Raw genomic sequence first — 16,668 nt, forward strand, 5'->3', positions numbered from 1 at the left:
CGCTCATCTCCCGCTGCCGCCGACGGACGCGCCGTGCGACCGCGTGGGAAGCGCCTCGCTCCCGGTCGGCTCCGCTCCGCCGACCGAGCCGGCCGTCCTGTGGACCGTCGGCTCCAGGTCGTCCAGCAGCAAATCCCCGTCGGCCGAGCGCAGAAGCGTGCGCGCTCCCGCCGTACGGTGCACCGTGAGCCGGATGCCCAGATCGACGTCCTCGCTCCACGCCGCGTCCAGCCCGAAGCCCCGCTCCTCCTGCCCGTCCTCCGCGGTCCGCTGCCTGAGCTGGGCGTTCCCGAGCGCCGTGGCCAGCAGCTCCAGGAGCAGGCTGAGCGCCGCCGACGTGAGCCGTACGTCGTCGAAGCGGCCGGACGCGCTGCACAGCTCGTCCGCGGCGGCGCTTCTCTCGGCGGCCCGCTGACGCGCCGCCTCCCGCAGTCGTTCCTTCTGCGCGGAATGGTCCTCCACCGATGCTGTCCGGCCCCGCTGGGCGCGGCTGCCCCTCTCGCGCAGTGCGACCGGCACCTCGACCACCGGGCCGGTCCACCAGCTGGTGTAGGCGGGCACCACCTCGTCGGAGGCGGGCGGTATGCCCAGGTGGCGGGCGCCGTACAGCCCGAAGGCGGCGACGGCGATGTCGTGCGCGTCCTGCGGCGCGGCCTCGTCGAACCACCGGGCCAGCCGCAGCAGGTCCCGGCGCCGCGACATCTCGCCGGTGGCCGAGCGCAGCATCCGCTTGGCGTTGGCCAGCAGCGACTGAAGCGCCCGCAGGGTGGCGTCGCGCAGCTGGTCTACCTGGCTGCCCTGCCCGTCGGTGTCCCTGAACCAGCCCCGCAGCCCCTCCCAGTCCGCGAGCTCGCGACCCCGGCTGCGCTGCACGCGGGTCTCCGTACGGCTCTCGCTCCGTGTCGGCAGCCCGGCGAGCCCCTGCGCGTGAGCGTCCAACTGCTCCAGCAGGCCCGGGAGGTGGGGCCAGAGTGAGTCCAGGGCCGCCGAGATGCGGGGGGCGCGGAAGGACACGTCCTCCGTGATCGCCTCGACATAGTCCAGGAGGAGTTCCTTGAAGCCCTGGTACTCGCCGCCGTCCAGGTCGTACCGGGCGAGCACCTGGCCGAGATAGGCGTAGAAGTCCCGGACGGAGTCGGCGAATCCGGTGAACTGCACGAACAACGTGCTGATCCGCTCCAGCCCGTCCTGCGGGGCGATGCCGCCCGGCTCTGCCACCAGCTCGGCCAGCTCCCGCAGCCCCCGCTCGACCAGGGCCAACAGTTCGTTGCTCACCTCGCGGGCGGCGTCGGCCTCGGCCAGCACCCCGTCGGCGTCCCGTTGGACGCGCTCGCCCAGCCGCGACAGCTGGTAACGGGCCCGCGAACGCTGGTACTCCGTGATGCTGGACGCCTTCACCGTGTGGCTGCCCCGCAGCAGGTTCCCCCACTTCACCAGCTGTTCCAGCCGCACGGTGAGGGGGTCGGCGTCGAGCCCCGAGGCGGGCCCGCCGCCCTCACGCAGCTTCGCCATCACGTCCGGGACGGCCAGATCGGCCAGGAGGGTGCCGCAGAAGACCCGCATGATCGCGAGGTACTCCAGCCGCTCCGGCGCGCTGAGGTACGCGTACGCGTCGAGGCGGCGGCGCGTCTCGTCGGCGTCGGGTGCCGAGGGCGCGTTGCCGGGTTCCGGCGGTGTGCCGGGCATGGAGTCCTCCATGTTCGCGAGGTTACGTGGAGGGGGTGACAGACGGTGTGGGGTGGCTGGAACTGGTCGCGGGGCCACCGATGCAGTGCTCGGGTGAGGGCGTGGTTCGCTCCGGACCGGTGGGCAGCGGCGATGCGACAGCAGGGTGCCCGTGCGACGACGGCGAGCAGGCGCGCGGTGCCGCGGTTCCGCAGTGGGGCGTGTAGACGCCGACGTGGCGGGCGAGCCGGTTGCGGGAGGAACTGACGCCCGCCCCGTCGTCCCCAGGGGCCGGCGCCGTCACCCGGGCTACTGCGACAGCAACCAGTCCCGGGCGTCGCTCAGGAACTCGCCCATGGCGCCCATCGACTCCGGCGCCTTCTCGAACTGGATCGACAGGTTGACCTCGTACAGCTTGTACGCGGCTTCGGTTTCCCGTCCGGCGGAGTTCGCGGCGGCCAGCGCCCGGACGGCACGGTCACGATCGCCGAGCTCCATCGCCTCCACGACCTCGGGCCAGAGGGTGTCGCCGATGTGGTCGACGAGAGCCATGAGGTGGGCTCCGGCTCGTGCGGCCCGCTCCTTGACCGCTTTCAGCTCGGCCTCGGCCCGGTGCTGCTCCCTGTGGGTGTCCCGCTCGTTCTCGTCGTCCCAGACATGATCGCCCCAGATCTCCTGCCACTGCTCCTCGGCTCGGACCAGCGCGGCTTCGAAGACGCGGTCCAGGTCGCCCTGCGTGAGTCGAGGGTGGTCCCAGGAGTCGTCGGCGAAGGATGCGAGGGGCAGGGTGAGATCCGGAATGGCCCCGTCGTCCCGCAGGGCGGTGAGAAGGAGAACGGCGTCGATCGCGGGAAGAACGGTCTCCACGTCCACGAGTCCCCGAACGGACGCGGCGGATTGTTCGACGGCCATGTAGTCGTGTTCGGCGATCTGGTCGTCGAGAGATCCGTGGAGTTCGAGAAGTTCCCCGCCGACCTCCTGGACGGTGTCCATACGGAAGGAGATCTCCGTGTCGAGCCGTTCCACGATGCTTCGCAGTTCGCGGCTTTCCGCTGCTGCTTCTTCGAGTTTCGCCACGGTGTTGGCCAGATCGCCCATGTTCTGTCTCCATTTCGGCTGCGATGATCTGCTTGCCCGGCCTACCCAACGCCTTCGTCGGCCCGGAGCGACATGCATGGGGCCGTTCCCGACCGGGGCACGCCGTCACCCGAAGCGCTCAGCGGTCACGCTACCACGAGAAGCGTGTTGACGATGTAAACGCATTAAAGTTTTGCTTCTACGTCCCGCTCCGTGTACGTTTGCCCTCGGGGTGCCGTCTGTCACGATGGACGCCCCCGCCACACGGGGAAGCAACAGGCCCTCTCGCGGGGCCGTACGGGGAGGCAGCGGGATGAGCGAGGACGCCGGGATGATCGCGGGGCGGTTCCGCCTGCTGGGCCCCCTGGACTCCGGGAACATGGGTGAGGTGCACCGGGCCGAGGACCTGCGCGAGGCCGAGGACTCTCCCGCGCGTACCGTCGCCCTCAAGCTCATCCGCCGCCGTCGTTCGGGTGCGCTCGTGCAGACCCAGGCCGACCCGCACGCGGTGGAGAGGTTCGCGCGCGAAGTGCACATCATGCACCTGCTGAACCATCCGAACCTGCCCCGCACCATCGACGGCGGGGTGGACGAGACCAACGACGATCTTCCGTTCCTTGCCATGGAGTTCCTGGACGGTCACACCCTCGACGTCCTGATCGATGACGAGGGGCAGATCCCGGTCTCCTGGGCCGCCGCCCTCGGGGTGCAGATGGCGGCGGCCCTGGCCGCCGCTCACGCCGCCGACGTGGTCCATCGCGACCTCAAGCCCCGCAACGTCATGCTCACCCGTGGCGGCGTGGTCAAGGTTCTGGATTTCGGCATCGGGCGCATCGTCGACGATCCCGACGGAACCAAACTGACCAGCACGGGCATGACGATCGGTACGGCGCGCTATATGGCGCCGGAGCAGTTCGAGGCCAGTCTCGTCACCCGTGCCGCCGACCTGTACGCCCTCGGCTGCGTGCTGCACGAGATGCTTCTGGGTGTCCCGCCCTTCGTCGGCAACACGCCCTTCGACTTCCGCGACAAGCACTGCAATCAGGCGCCCGCGCCGGTGAGGTCCGTCCGTCCGGAGGTGCCGGAGGCGCTGGCCCGCCTCGTGGACCACCTCCTCGCCAAGAATCCGGCTGACCGCCCGGCCGACGCCGTCGCGGTGCGGGACGCCCTGCTGCCGTACGTGAAGGAAGAAGCCTCCCTCCCCGTGTGGCAGGACTTCGACCCCGTGAAGCGGCTGCTCCGGCCGGCCGGACAGGCTGCCACGGAGGCCGGGCTTCAGCTCGCCGACCCAGCGGTACCGGAGACCGCGAAGCGCCCTCTGTCCGGCTCCGCCATGGATGTCTTTGGCGTACACGCCAAGCTCATCGAGGACTACCGCTCGTTCACCGAGGCGGGCACGGTCATCCGCGACGAGCGCGTGAAGGACTTCGTCAAGAAGGACCTCGACGCCAAGTCCCAGTGGCCCAACCCCTGGCTGTCGCTCAACCCCTTCTTCGCCGCCGCCGGCACGGTCGCCGAACTGGCCGCCCAGCAGGTCCTCCACGACGAGTGCGCGAGGATCTTCCAGGCGGGCAAGTCCGAGGGCACCACCGTGTGCGACGGCCGCCCGCTCACCCTGCACCGGCACCAGCGTGCGGCGATCGACGCGGCGGCGGCCGGCGTCTCCTACGTCCTGACCACGGGAACAGGGTCGGGGAAGTCCCTCGCCTACATGGTCCCGATCGTCAACCAGGTGCTCAAGGAGCGGCAGGCAGCCGGCCCCGACGCACCCAAGCGCGTGCGGGCGATCATCGTTTACCCGATGAACGCCCTCGCCAACAGCCAGCTCAAGGAGTTGGAGAAGTACCTGCGCCACGGGTACGGCGAGGGCGCCGAGCCCGTCACCTTCGCCCGCTACACCGGCCAGGAGGACGACGAGACCCGGCGGAAGATCCGCAAGAACCCGCCGGACATCCTGCTCACCAACTACGTGATGCTGGAGCTGATGCTCACCCGGCCCGACGACCGGGACAGCCTCGTCGCCATGGCCGAGGGGCTGAGGTTCCTCGTCTTCGATGAACTGCACACCTACCGCGGCCGCCAGGGCGCGGACGTTGCGCTCCTCATCCGCCGTGTGCGTGACGCCTGCCGCGCCGAGGACGTGCAGTGCATCGGCACCTCCGCCACCATGTCCACCGAGGGCAGCCTGGAACAGCAGAAGGCCGCGGTGGCCGACATGGCCTCCAAGCTCTTCGGCACTGTGGTCGGCCCCGAGCACGTCATCGGTGAGACGCTCGTCCGGGCCACGGGCGAGGCCCCGGCCACGGTGACCGCCGAGCGGCTCGCCCGCACCGCGCCCAGCGCCTACGCGGACCTCGTCACCGATCCCCTCGCCCGCTGGATCGAGACGTACTTCGGTCTCGCGGCCGACGAGGCGACAGGACTGCTCGTACGGCAGAAGCCCCGGAGGATCGAGGACGCGGCCACCGAACTGCACCGGCTGAGCGGTGTCGCGGAGGAGGACTGCGCGGCCGCCCTGCGGGACACCCTGGAGGCCGGCTCGCAGGCGTACCACCCGGTCACCGAGCGCCCCCTGTTCGCCTTCCGGCTGCACCAGTTCCTGTCCAAGGGCGACACCGTCTACGTCACCCTGGAGAGCAAGGCCGACCGGCATGTCACCCGTGACTACCAGCGGGTGCGACCCGGCACCGACGGGCACGCCCTGATGCCGCTCGCCTTCTGCCGCGAGTGCGGTCAGGACTACCTCACCGTGTGGCGTACCGAGAAGGACGGCGAGATCCGCTACGAGCCGCGCCGCGACGCCGTCGCCACCGGCGGGCGGGCGGGTGACGGCTATCTCTACATCGACACCGACCGTTTCCCCGGCTCCTCTCCCTGGCCGCCGACCTCGGAGGAGGCCATAGCGGACCGCAGGCTGCCCGAGTCCTGGCTGGAGATCGACGACCGGGGGCAGGAGGTCGTCAAGAAGTCCTACCGGGACCGGCTGCCCCGAGCCGTCACCGTCGACCCGTACGGAAACGAGGGCAGGGGCGAACTGCACGCCGCCTTCATCCCCGCGCCCTTCCTGTTCTGCCCGCAGTGCTCCATCTCCTACGAGCAGACCCGCGGCAAGGACTTCGCGAAGCTGGCGACCCTGGACCAGGAGGGCCGTTCCTCGGCGACGTCGCTGATCTCCGCATCCGTCGTCCGCTCCCTGGACAGCGTGCCGGAGGCGGCCCTGCCCAAGGAGGCCCGCAAGCTCCTCACGTTCGTCGACAACCGCCAGGACGCCTCCCTCCAGGCCGGACATTTCAACGACTTCGTCCAGGTCACCGAGTTGCGCGGGGCGCTGTACCGGGCGGCGCTGGACGCCGGTCAGGAGGGCATCCCGCACGAGGAGCTGGCCACGCGGGTCGCCAACGCGCTGGCCCTCCATCCGGCCGTGTACACGGGCGAGAGCGACCTGCCGCCGCGCCTGGCGGCAGCCGCCGCGAAGACCCTGCGGGAGGTGATCGCCTTCCGCCTCTACCTCGACCTGGAACGCGGCTGGCGCGTGACCATGCCGAACCTGGAGCAGACCGGCCTCCTGGAGATCGACTACGCGGACCTCCCGTGGCTGGCCGAGCGGGACGACCGCTGGGAGCGGGCGCATCCGGCGCTGCGCCAGGCGGACGCCCCGCTGCGCACCGAGATCATGAAGGTACTGCTGGACGAGATGCGCCGGTCGCTCGCCATCGACGTGCAGTACTTCCGCGACGACTTCGACTCCCTCCAGAGCGCCAGCGAGGAGCGGCTCGTCGACCCCTGGCGGCTCGGCAAGAGCGACAGCCCCAAGGTCGCCACCGCCTACCCGCAGCCCTCCAAGCCCGGAATGGACCGCGCGGGACTGTTCCTCTCGGCCCGCGGCAAGTACGGCAAGTACCTCCGGCGTACACACCGGGGGTTCCGCGACGACCTGGACAACGCCGGACTCCAGACGGTCATCGCGGACCTGCTCAAGGTCCTCCGCGACGCAGGAATCGTGACCGAGGTGTCCCTCGCCCCACAGAAGGCGGGCCACTTCCGCCGGTCCTCGCCGACCGCCACGGGCTACCGGGTGACCGCCGCCGCCATCATCTGGCGCGCCGGCACCGGGGAGACCGGCGCGCACGACCCGCTCACGCGTACGTACGCCAGTGGCGAGGGCCCCCGCGTCAACACCTTCTTCCGGCAGCTCTACCGCGAGGCGGCCGACGGTCTCTCCGGGCTCCTCGCCCGGGAGCACACCGCACAGGTCGACCCCCGGGACCGGCAGCGCCGGGAGGAGGACTTCAGCAAGGCCGACCTGAAGCTGCTCTACTGCTCCCCGACGATGGAACTGGGCGTCGACATCTCCTCGCTCAACGCCGTCATGATGCGCAACGTCCCGCCCACCCCCGCCAACTACGCCCAGCGCAGCGGCCGGGCCGGGCGGAGCGGGCAGCCCGCTCTCGTCACCACGTACTGCGCCACCGGCAACAGCCACGACCAGTACTACTTCCGCCGCTCGCACCGGATGGTCGCCGGAGCCGTCGCCCCGCCGCGTCTGGACCTGGCCAACGAGGACCTGGTCCGTTCGCACCTCCAGGCCATCTGGCTCGCCGAGGCCGGTCTCGTCCTGGGCCGGGCCGTCCCGCAGGTCCTCGACATCGCCCACGACGAGACCTCCGGCACCCCCGCTCCCGCCCTCGCCCTCCTCGACGACATCCGGGCCGCCTCCCACGACCCCGGTGCCCAGGCCCGTACGGTGGCCGCCGCGCGGCGCGTCCTCGGCCCGCTGCTGCCCCGGTTCGGCGAGACGACCTGGTGGGACGAGCGGTGGATCGAGGAGGCCGTGGCCAAGGCCCCGCGCAGCTTCGACCGGGCCTTCGACCGCTGGCGCGAGCTGTACCGCACCGCCCTCCTCGACCAGTACGTGCAGAACAGGAGGGTTCTCGACCACAGCCTGACCGAAGGCGACCGCAGGCGCGCCTTCCGCCGCCGTACGCAGGCCGAGACCCAGCTCAACCTGCTCAAGAACGAGAGTGCGGACAACCGTTCCGTCCTCTCCGACTTCAACCCCTACCGCTACCTGGCGTCCGAGGGGTTCCTGCCCGGCTACTCCTTCCCCCGGCTGCCGCTGGCCGCCTATATCCCCAGCCCCGGAGGCCGCCACGGCGACGGGGACTACCTCCAGCGCCCCCGCTTCCTCGCGATCCGCGAGTTCGGCCCCGGCGCGCTCATCTACCACGAGGGCGCCCGCTACCAGGTCACCCGCATCCAGCTCCCGCCGGACTCCACCGGCGACATCTCCACCGGCGAGGCGCGTCGCTGCGCCCACTGCGGCTACCTGGACGACCCCGAACAGCGCCGGGACACCTGCGAGATGTGTGACAAGCCACTGGGCGCGCCCACCTACGGCCTCCTGCACCTGCACACCGTCTTCACCCAGCGCCGCGAGCGGATCTCCTCCGACGAGGAGGAGCGCCGCCGGGCGGGCTACCGGCTGGAGACGTCGTACCGCTTCCGGCGGCACGGCTCCCGCACGGGGCGCCAGGACGCGCGCGCGGCGGACGCCGCCGGAGGGCTCGCCACACTCACCTACGGCGACTCCGCCACGGTCCGGATCACCAACGTCGGCAGGCTCCGCGCCAAGGACAACGAGCCGCCCGGTTACTGGCTCGACCCGGCTGACGGACGGTGGCTGAACGAGCGCGACGCCTCCGACGCGTCGGGCGACTCCAGCGAGATGCCCGTCGTCGACGCGAACGGCAAGGAGAAGCGCCGCAAGAAGAGGGTCATCCCGTTCGTCGAGGACCGCCGCAACATCCTGGTCCTCACTCTGGACGAGCCGCTGCCCGAGCAGGTCGCCCTGACCCTCATGTACGCCCTGGAGCGCGGCATCGAGACCGCCTTCGAGCTGGAGGACTCCGAGCTGACCAGCGAGCTGCTGCCACCGGCCGACGGCTCGCGCGACCGGCTGCTGTTCACCGAGGCGGCGGAGGGCGGCGCCGGTGTCCTGCGCCGTCTCCAGGCCGAACCGGACGCCCTCGCGGAGGCCGCCCGGCAGGCTCTGGCCCTCTGCCACTTCGACGAGCTCGGCGTGGACGAGGCCGGGCCGGGCTCCGAGCGCCCCTGCGCGCGAGGCTGCTACGACTGCCTGCTCACCTACGGCAACCAGCTGCACCACGGCGCGATCAACCGCCACGACGTGGCCGACCTGCTGGTGCGGCTCGCGTCCGCCGTGGCGACGAGAGAGAAGCGCGGGGAGAGCACCACGGAGCAGCACCTCAGGCTCACGACCGCCACCAGCACCGCCTCGGCCACCGGCTCCGCCGCCCCCACACCGGCCGCCGAGCCCGGCAGCGGTCCGGGCGGTGCCCTGACCCCGGTCGAAAGGCAGTTCCTGGACTGGCTCAGGGACCACGGTCTGCGGCTTCCCGACGAGGCGGCGGTCACCGTCCCGGAGGCGCACGCCCGCCCCGACTTCGTCTACCGGATGCCCGGGGTCAGGCTCGCCGTCTTCGTCGGGGGCGAGGACGACCCGGCCCGGGACGAGGATGCCGAGGACCGGCTCTTCCTCGCCCGCTGGGACGTGATCCGCTTCCCGGAGGGGGGAGACTGGGAAGCCATCGCGGCCGAGCACGCCCGCTACTTCGGCCGGGGCTCGTCCTGACCCGCCCGCGCCCGGTCGCGGCTCCCGCGACCCGCACCGCCCCCCCCCGTGCCGCTTCCGACCACCCCGCCCGCACCGATCAACCCTCCCGGCCCGCGACCCGGCCGGGACCGCCCGGAGGAAGACCCGATGACGCGCACCTACACCCCCGGCTCGCTGGTCACCGCCCGTGGCCGGGAGTGGGTCGTTCTCCCGGAGAGCGAGCCCGACCTGCTCGTGCTGCGGCCACTGGGCGGGTCCGACGACGGCATCTCCGCCGTCTTCCCCTCGTTCGAGGAGGTGCGCGACGCGCAGTTCGCGCCCCCCTCACCAGCCGACCTCGGCGACCAGCGGGCGGCCGGGCTGCTGCGCTCCGCCCTGCGCATCGGCTTCCGCTCCGGTGCCGGGCCCTTCCGCTCCCTCGCGGGTATCGCCGTCGAACCCCGCGCCTACCAGCTCGTGCCCCTGCTGATGGCGCTGCGGCAGCAGACCGTACGGATGCTGATCTCCGACGACGTCGGCATCGGCAAGACCGTCGAGGCGGGCCTGATCGCGAAGGAACTCCTCACCCAGGGCGAGGCCAGGGGCCTGGCCGTCCTCTGCTCGCCCGCGCTGGCCGAGCAGTGGCAGGAGGAGCTGCGCACCAAGTTCGGCATCGACGCCGAACTCGTCCTCGCCTCCACCGTCTCCCGCCTGGAACGCGGACTGGACTTCGGCCAGTCCCTCTTCGACCGCTACCCGCACGTCATCATCTCCACCGACTTCATCAAGTCCACCCGCCACCGCGACGACTTCGTGCGCCACTGCCCCGACCTCGTCATCGTCGACGAAGCCCACACGTGCGTGGCCGCCGACGACACCGTCTCCACCCAGAACCAGCTTCGTTACGAGCTCCTGCGCCGTATCGCCGAGGACACCCAGCGCCACCTGCTCCTGGTCACCGCGACCCCGCACAGCGGCAAGGAGTCCGGCTTCCGCAACCTGCTCGGCCTGGTCCGGCCGGAGCTGGCCGACGTGGACCTGGAGACGGACCGCGGCCGGCGGCTGCTCGCCCAGCACTTCGTGCAGCGCAAGCGCGCCGACGTACGCCAGTACCTGACCAAGGAGAGCGGGCTCGCCGACGACAGCCTCACCGAGAAGACCGTCTTCCCCTCCGACCGCGAGTCCAAGGACGAGAAGTACAAGCTGTCGCCCGCCTACCGCGCGCTGCTCGACGACGCCATCGCCTACGCGAGCGAACGCGTCCAGGCCGCCGGTGAACAGGGCCGGCGCGAGGCCCGTATCGCCTGGTGGTCGGCGATCGCCCTGCTGCGCTCGCTGGTCTCCTCGCCCCGGGCCGCCGCCCAGACCCTCTCGACCCGGTCGGCCGCGGCCGTAGCCGCCAGCGCGGAGGAGGCCGACCGGCTCGCCGCCCCCCTGACCCGCGACTCCGCCGACAGCGACGCCCTCGAAGGGCTCGACGCCGCCCCCGGTGCGGAGACCGAGGGCGCCGGGGCCCGGCTCGCGGACCTCGCCGAGCGCGCCGCCGCCCTGGAGGGCCCGGAGGAGGACCTCAAGCTCGCCGCCCTCGTCCGGCATCTCAAGGCCCTCCTCAAGGACGGCTACCACCCGATCGTCTTCTGCCGGTACATCCCCACCGCCGAATACGTGGCGGAGCACCTGGCGAAGAAGCTCGGCTCGAAGACGGTGGTCAAGGCCGTCACCGGCAGCCTCTCCCCGCAGCAGCGCCTGGGCCGGATCGAGGAACTGGCCGCGCTCGCCGGCGACGACCCGGCGGCCCGCCGGGTCCTCGTCGCCACCGACTGCCTCTCCGAGGGCGTCAACCTCCAGCACCACTTCGACGCCGTCGTCCACTACGACCTGGCCTGGAACCCCACCCGCCACGACCAGCGCGAAGGCCGGGTGGACCGGTACGGGCAGAAGCGCGACAAGGTCCGCGTCATCACCCTGTACGGCATCGACAACGGCATCGACGGCAAGGTCCTGGAAGTCCTCATCGCCAAGCACCGCCAGATCCGCAAGGACCTCGGCATCTCCGTCTCCGTCCCCGACGAGGCGTCCTCCGGAGTCACCGACGCCATCGTCGAATGGCTCCTCCTGCGCGGCCGGCAGCCCGAACAGGAAGGGCTGTTCGGCGTCGAGGAGCTGAAGACCGTGGACGAGCGGGCTGCCGAGCTGGAGAGCCGGTGGGTCTCCGCCGCCGAACGCGAGACCGCCTCCCGCTCCCGGTTCGCCCAGCGCGCCATCCACCCCGAGGAGGTCGCCCGCGAGGTGGCCGCCGTCCGCGACGCCCTGGGCCGGGCGGACGAGGTGACCGGCTTCGTCCGCCACGCGCTGGAGGCGTTCGAAGCCCATGTCGTCGAAGCGGACGACGGCACGGGCGACTTCACCGCCGAGGTCAGCGGTGTGCCCGCCGGGCTGCGCGACGCCCTCGCCCCGGTGGCCGGCGCCGACGCCGTCGAGTCCGGGCGGCCCGTTCCGTTCCGGACCACGGCGGCCGTGGCCCGGGGCGAGGCCGCCCTCGTCCGCACGGACCCCGTGGTCGGGGCCGTCGCGGCGCACGTCCTCAACACGGCCCTCGACGCGAAGGTCCCCGGCCGCCGGCCCGCCCGGCGCTGCGGTGTGGTCTCCACGGCCGCCGTAACCGCCCCCACCACGCTCCTTCTGCTCCGCTACCGCTTCCACCTCACCCTGCCCTCCCGCCAGGGCACCCGCAGGATGGTCGCCGAGGACGCGCGCCTCCTCGCCTACGAGGGTTCGGCGAAGAACCCCCGTTGGCTGCCCGAGGACGAGGCGCTCGCCCTGCTCACGGCGAAGGCCGCCGAGAGCACCGACGACTACTTCCAGGAACGCACGATGAGCCGAACCTTGGGGCAACTGGGCGCCGTTCAGGACCACATGGACGCCTACGGTGATCGCCTGGCCGAGGAGCTGCACGAGTCCCACCGCCGGGTCCGGCGCGCCTCTGACGAGATCGTGCAGGGCCTCAAGGTGACCGCCCAGCAGCCCGCCGACATCCTCGGCGTCTACGTCTACCTGCCCCCGATCACCGCAGACGGAGAGGCCGCCTGATGTCCGCCACCACCCGCAACCAGGTCTTCTCCGCCGTTCACACCGTCGGCGGCCTGCTCCCCGCCGACATGCTCGTCCGTATCTCGGAGAGCAAGGAGGGCAAGGACGTCCCCGGGTCCGGCCCCGCCGACTACCACGTCATCGGCCCCCGCCGGTCGGTCCGCGACGAGGCGGAACGCCACTGGGACTACCTCAAGTCGATCTGGCGCGAGCTCCGCGACAAGCTCCCCGTCAGCCCCGAGGCCGATCTGCCGGCGGACCCGACCGGCCTCGCGATCGGCCAGTGGCTCGAACCGCTCTTCACCGAGCTGGGGTTCGGCCGCCTGACGACGGTGGCCCCCGGGGAGTACCGGGCCGACAGCGACCCGGAGCGTGTCTTCCCCGTCAGCCACCGCTGGCACCATGTGCCCGTCCACCTGGCCGCCTGGAACTCCGTGCTGGACAGGCGCCCCGGAGCCATCGGCACCGTACCCCCGCACTCCCTGGTCCAGGAGTGCCTGAACCGCCGGGACGCCCACCTCTGGGGCGTACTCACCAACGGCCGCCAGCTCCGCCTGCTGCGGGACTCCAACGCCCTGGCCACCGCCTCGTACGTCGAGTTCGACCTCGAAGCGATCTTCGACGGCGAACTGTTCAGCGAGTTCGTCCTGCTCTACCGGCTGCTGCACGTCTCCCGCTTCGAGACCGGGGAGAAGGGCGCCCCCTCCGCGTGCTGGCTGGAGAAGTGGCGTACGGAGGCCATCGCCTCGGGCACCCGGGCACTGGACCACCACCGCGACGGCGTCCAGCGGGCCATCACCGCACTCGGCACCGGTTTCCTGCGCCACCCGGACAACACCGCCCTGCGCGAGAACCTGGACGCCGACCGCTTCCACGCGTCCCTGCTCCGCCTCGCCTACCGGATGATCTTCCTCTTCGTCGCCGAGGACCGCGACGCCCTGCACAGCCCGGACGCGAGTGCCGAGACCCGCAAGCGTTACGCCACATACTTCGGCTCCGCCCGCCTCCGCCGCCTCGCCCTGCGCAGGCAGGGGACGGCCCACGCCGACCAGTACGCGGTCCTCCGCATCGTCCTGGACGCGCTCGGCCGCGAGGACGGCCGCCCCGAACTGGGCCTCCCGGGCCTCGGCGGCCTCTTCGACGACACCGAGGCCGACGCCCCGCTGCGCGACTGCGTCCTGACCAACGCCTCCCTGTTCGAAGCGGTACGCCACCTCGCGCGCGTCCGGGACGAGAAGACGGCCCGCTGGCGGCCGGTCGACTACCGCAACATGGGCTCGGAGGAACTGGGCTCCATCTACGAGTCCCTGCTCGAACTGGTCCCCAAGCACAGCGCCACCGACCGCTCCTTCGAACTGGTCAACCGCCTCGGCAACGACCGCAAGAAGACCGGCTCCTACTACACGCCGGCCTCCCTCATCGAGACCCTGCTCGACTCCACCCTCGACCCGGTGATAGACGACGCCCAGAAGCGCGGCGAGCGTGCGGCGGCGGAGGCGGGCGAGCCGGACCCGAGGGAGGCGATCATCCGCGAACTGCTGTCGCTGACGGTCTGCGACCCGGCCTGCGGCTCGGGTCACTTCCTGGTCGCGGCGGCCCGCCGCATCGCCAAGCGGGTGGCCGCGGTGGATGAGAACAATCCCGAGCCGCCCCCCGTGGCCGTACGCAGTGCGCTGCACAAGGTCGTCGCCCGCTGCCTCTACGGGGTGGACCTCAACCCGATGGCGGTCGAACTGGCCAAGGTGTCCCTGTGGTTGGAGGCCCTGGAGCCGGGAAAGGCTTTGGGCTTCCTGGACGCGCACATCAAGCACGGCAACGGCCTGGTCGGCACGACGCCGAGCCTGATGCTGGACGGCATCCCGAACAAGGCGTTCAAGGCGGTGGAGGGGGACGACGACAAGTTCGCCCGATTCCTGGAGAAGCGGAACGACCAGGAACGCAAGGGCCAGCGCGGGCTGTTCGACGTGGAGCTCGACCCGAAGGTCTCCAACACCGCGTTCGCCTCGGGCCTGCGGAGCATCATCGCGGCCCCCTCCGATGAACTGCGCGAGGTGCGCGCCCAGCAGGCGGCGTACGAGGACTGGCGCGGGCAGGAGGAGTACGTCCACGCCCGCCACCTGGCCGACGCCTGGTGCGCCGCGTTCATGTGGCGGAAGACGAAGGACGCCCCTCCACCGGTCACCCACGAGGTCTTCCAGTCCCTGCGGGACCCGGAGGGCAGCGCGGCGCCGGAGGCCACGCACAAGGAGATTCGGAAGCTGCGGGACCGGTACCGCTTCTTCCACTGGCACCTGGAGTTCCCAGAGGTGTTCACGGTCCCGGAGAAGGCGGCGCAGGAGGGGAAGGCGGGTGCCTCGGGGGAGGGGGAGCCCGCGGAGGGGGTGGACCCGGCTACGGGGTGGTCGGGTGGGTTCTCTTGTGTGGTGGGGAATCCGCCGTGGGACAAGGTCGACTTCGAGGACAAGAAGTACTTCAGCGTGGTCGAGCCGTCGATCGCGGCCATCGCGGGCACGGCCCGGCGTACGAAGATCGCGGAGTGGGAGGCCGAGAACGAGCGGGCCGGGAACCCGGAGGCGGGACGGCGGTACCGGCTCGCGCGGCGGATGGTGAAGTCGACGTTCCTGTTCGCGGGGGCGTCGGGGGCGTTTCCGTTGTGTGGGAAGGGATTGACGATCAAGGGCGTCAACTCCCTCCAGACGGACCAGCTGTTCGCTGAGCAGTTCGCGACGATCGCGGCGCCCAGAAGCCGTTTCGGCTGCATCGTACCGACGGCCATCGCGACGGGGGCAGGCTCTCAGTACCTGTTCAGCGACTTGACCCGGCGGGGCGCGGTGGCGGCGCTGTACGACTTCGAGAACCGGAAGCCGCTGTTCGTGGGGGTGGACTCCCGCTACAAGTTCTGCGTGCTGGCGTTGGTCGGCCGGGAGCTGCGGGAGCCTGCGGCGCGGTACGCGTTCTTCCTGGAGGACCCGTCGGACCTGGGTGACGCGGAGCGTGTGTTCGCGTTGAGCCCCGAAGAGATCACGCTCATCAACCCGAACACGGGGACGCTGCCGATTTTCCGGACGCGGCGGGATGCGGATCTTACGGTGGGGATCTACCGGCGGGTTCCGGTGTTGTGGAATGAGGGGGAGAAGGGGGGCAACCCGTGGGGTGTTGTCTTCAAGAACCTCTTCAACATGTCTGACGACTCAGATTTGTTTCGCACCCGGGAGGACTTGGAGCGGGACGGCTGGGAGCTGCACGGCAACGTGTTCTCGCGCGACGGCAAGCGGATGCTTCCCTTGTACGAGGGGAAGATGGCTCACCATTTCGACCATCGGTGGAACAGCTACTACGGCACGGGTAGCGAGGACCGTCGCCGGCTCAGCTTGGATGAGAAGCAGGACGCCGGTGTGGCCGCGATGCCGCGGTACTGGATCGCAGAGGAGGGATCCATCTCGACTGAGCGCAAAGGCAAGCCTGTCGATGTGCCAGGTGTCGCCGTGCGTTTGGAGGAACTCGGCTGGGAGAACCAGTGGCTCTACGGGTGGCGGGATGTGTGCCGCACTACTGATGAACGCACGGCCATCGCTGCGTTGTTGCCGATGAGCTCGGTGGGCCACACCTATCCTCTGATGATGCCTGGCGTTTCTGCCGAGCTCGTGGCGGTTCTTGCGGCGGTGCAGAGTTCTCTGGTTTTCGACTTCGTGAGTCGCCAGAAGATCGGCGGTATCCACATGGCGCTGATGACGTGGAAGCAGCTTCCCGTGCCGCCGCCAGGCGATATGGAGCGCCATGCGGCGTTCGTTGTCGCACGTTGCAGAGAGCTTGTCTTCACAGCCGAGGACATGATTCCCCTCGCTCAGGACCTGGGAGATGACGGAGCCCCCTTCCTCTGGGACGAGTCCCGCCGCGCTCAGATCCGTGCCGAACTCGACGCCTACTTCTTCCATCTCTACGGCATCAGCCGCGACGACACGGATTACATCCTGGAGACCTTCCAGTCGGAGACCGGCGGCCTCAAGAACAACGAGATCGCCAAGTACGGCCACTACCGCACCAAGGATCTCGTTCTCGCCGAGTACGACCGCATGGCTGCCGCCGGTATGAGCCTTGCCGCGCCTCTCGTGGATGGGGAGAGCTACACCTCCACGCTCACCCCGCCGCCGGGCCAGGGTCCGCGTCACCCGGCCGAGCTGGCGGCTGGCTGAAGCGGAAAGCAGTTTCGGGCGGGGGCAGGG

5 protein-coding genes are annotated in these 16,668 nt (G+C 70.8%); 3 read left to right on the plus strand and 2 right to left on the minus strand.

All coding sequences use genetic code 11. The features are described from left to right. Positions 1–3 precede the first annotated feature (3 nt). Together PZB75_RS17480 and PZB75_RS17485 are read right to left on the minus strand one after the other, a co-directional pair. Complete coding sequence (locus PZB75_RS17480) at positions 4–1,698, minus strand: TIGR02677 family protein (protein ID WP_275536241.1); 1,695 nt, start codon at positions 1,696–1,698, stop codon at positions 4–6. Between the two features lie 276 nt (positions 1,699–1,974). Beyond that, entirely contained in the window at positions 1,975–2,763 is a 789-nt protein-coding gene (locus PZB75_RS17485) for a hypothetical protein (protein WP_275536242.1), read from the minus strand. Positions 2,764–3,055: 292 nt separating this feature from the next. Between PZB75_RS17485 and PZB75_RS17490 the strand changes: the two genes are divergently transcribed. From PZB75_RS17490 to PZB75_RS17500, 3 genes are all read left to right on the plus strand, one after another. Beyond that, positions 3,056–9,394: a protein kinase gene (locus PZB75_RS17490; RefSeq protein WP_275536243.1), complete on the plus strand. Its 6,339-nt coding sequence runs from the start codon at positions 3,056–3,058 to the stop codon at positions 9,392–9,394. A 129-nt stretch (positions 9,395–9,523) separates the two neighbouring features. Further along, entirely contained in the window at positions 9,524–12,445 is a 2,922-nt protein-coding gene (locus PZB75_RS17495; RefSeq protein ID WP_275536244.1) for a DEAD/DEAH box helicase, read from the plus strand. Next, on the plus strand, positions 12,445–16,638 hold the full coding sequence (locus tag PZB75_RS17500; RefSeq protein ID WP_275536245.1) for a DNA methyltransferase: 4,194 nt from the start codon (positions 12,445–12,447) through the stop codon (positions 16,636–16,638). The genes PZB75_RS17495 and PZB75_RS17500 overlap by 1 nt, the downstream gene beginning before the upstream one ends. The last annotated feature ends 30 nt before the right edge of the window (positions 16,639–16,668 follow it).

The organism is Streptomyces sp. AM 4-1-1, from assembly GCF_029167625.1.
In the GTDB taxonomy this organism is placed as follows: domain Bacteria; phylum Actinomycetota; class Actinomycetes; order Streptomycetales; family Streptomycetaceae; genus Streptomyces.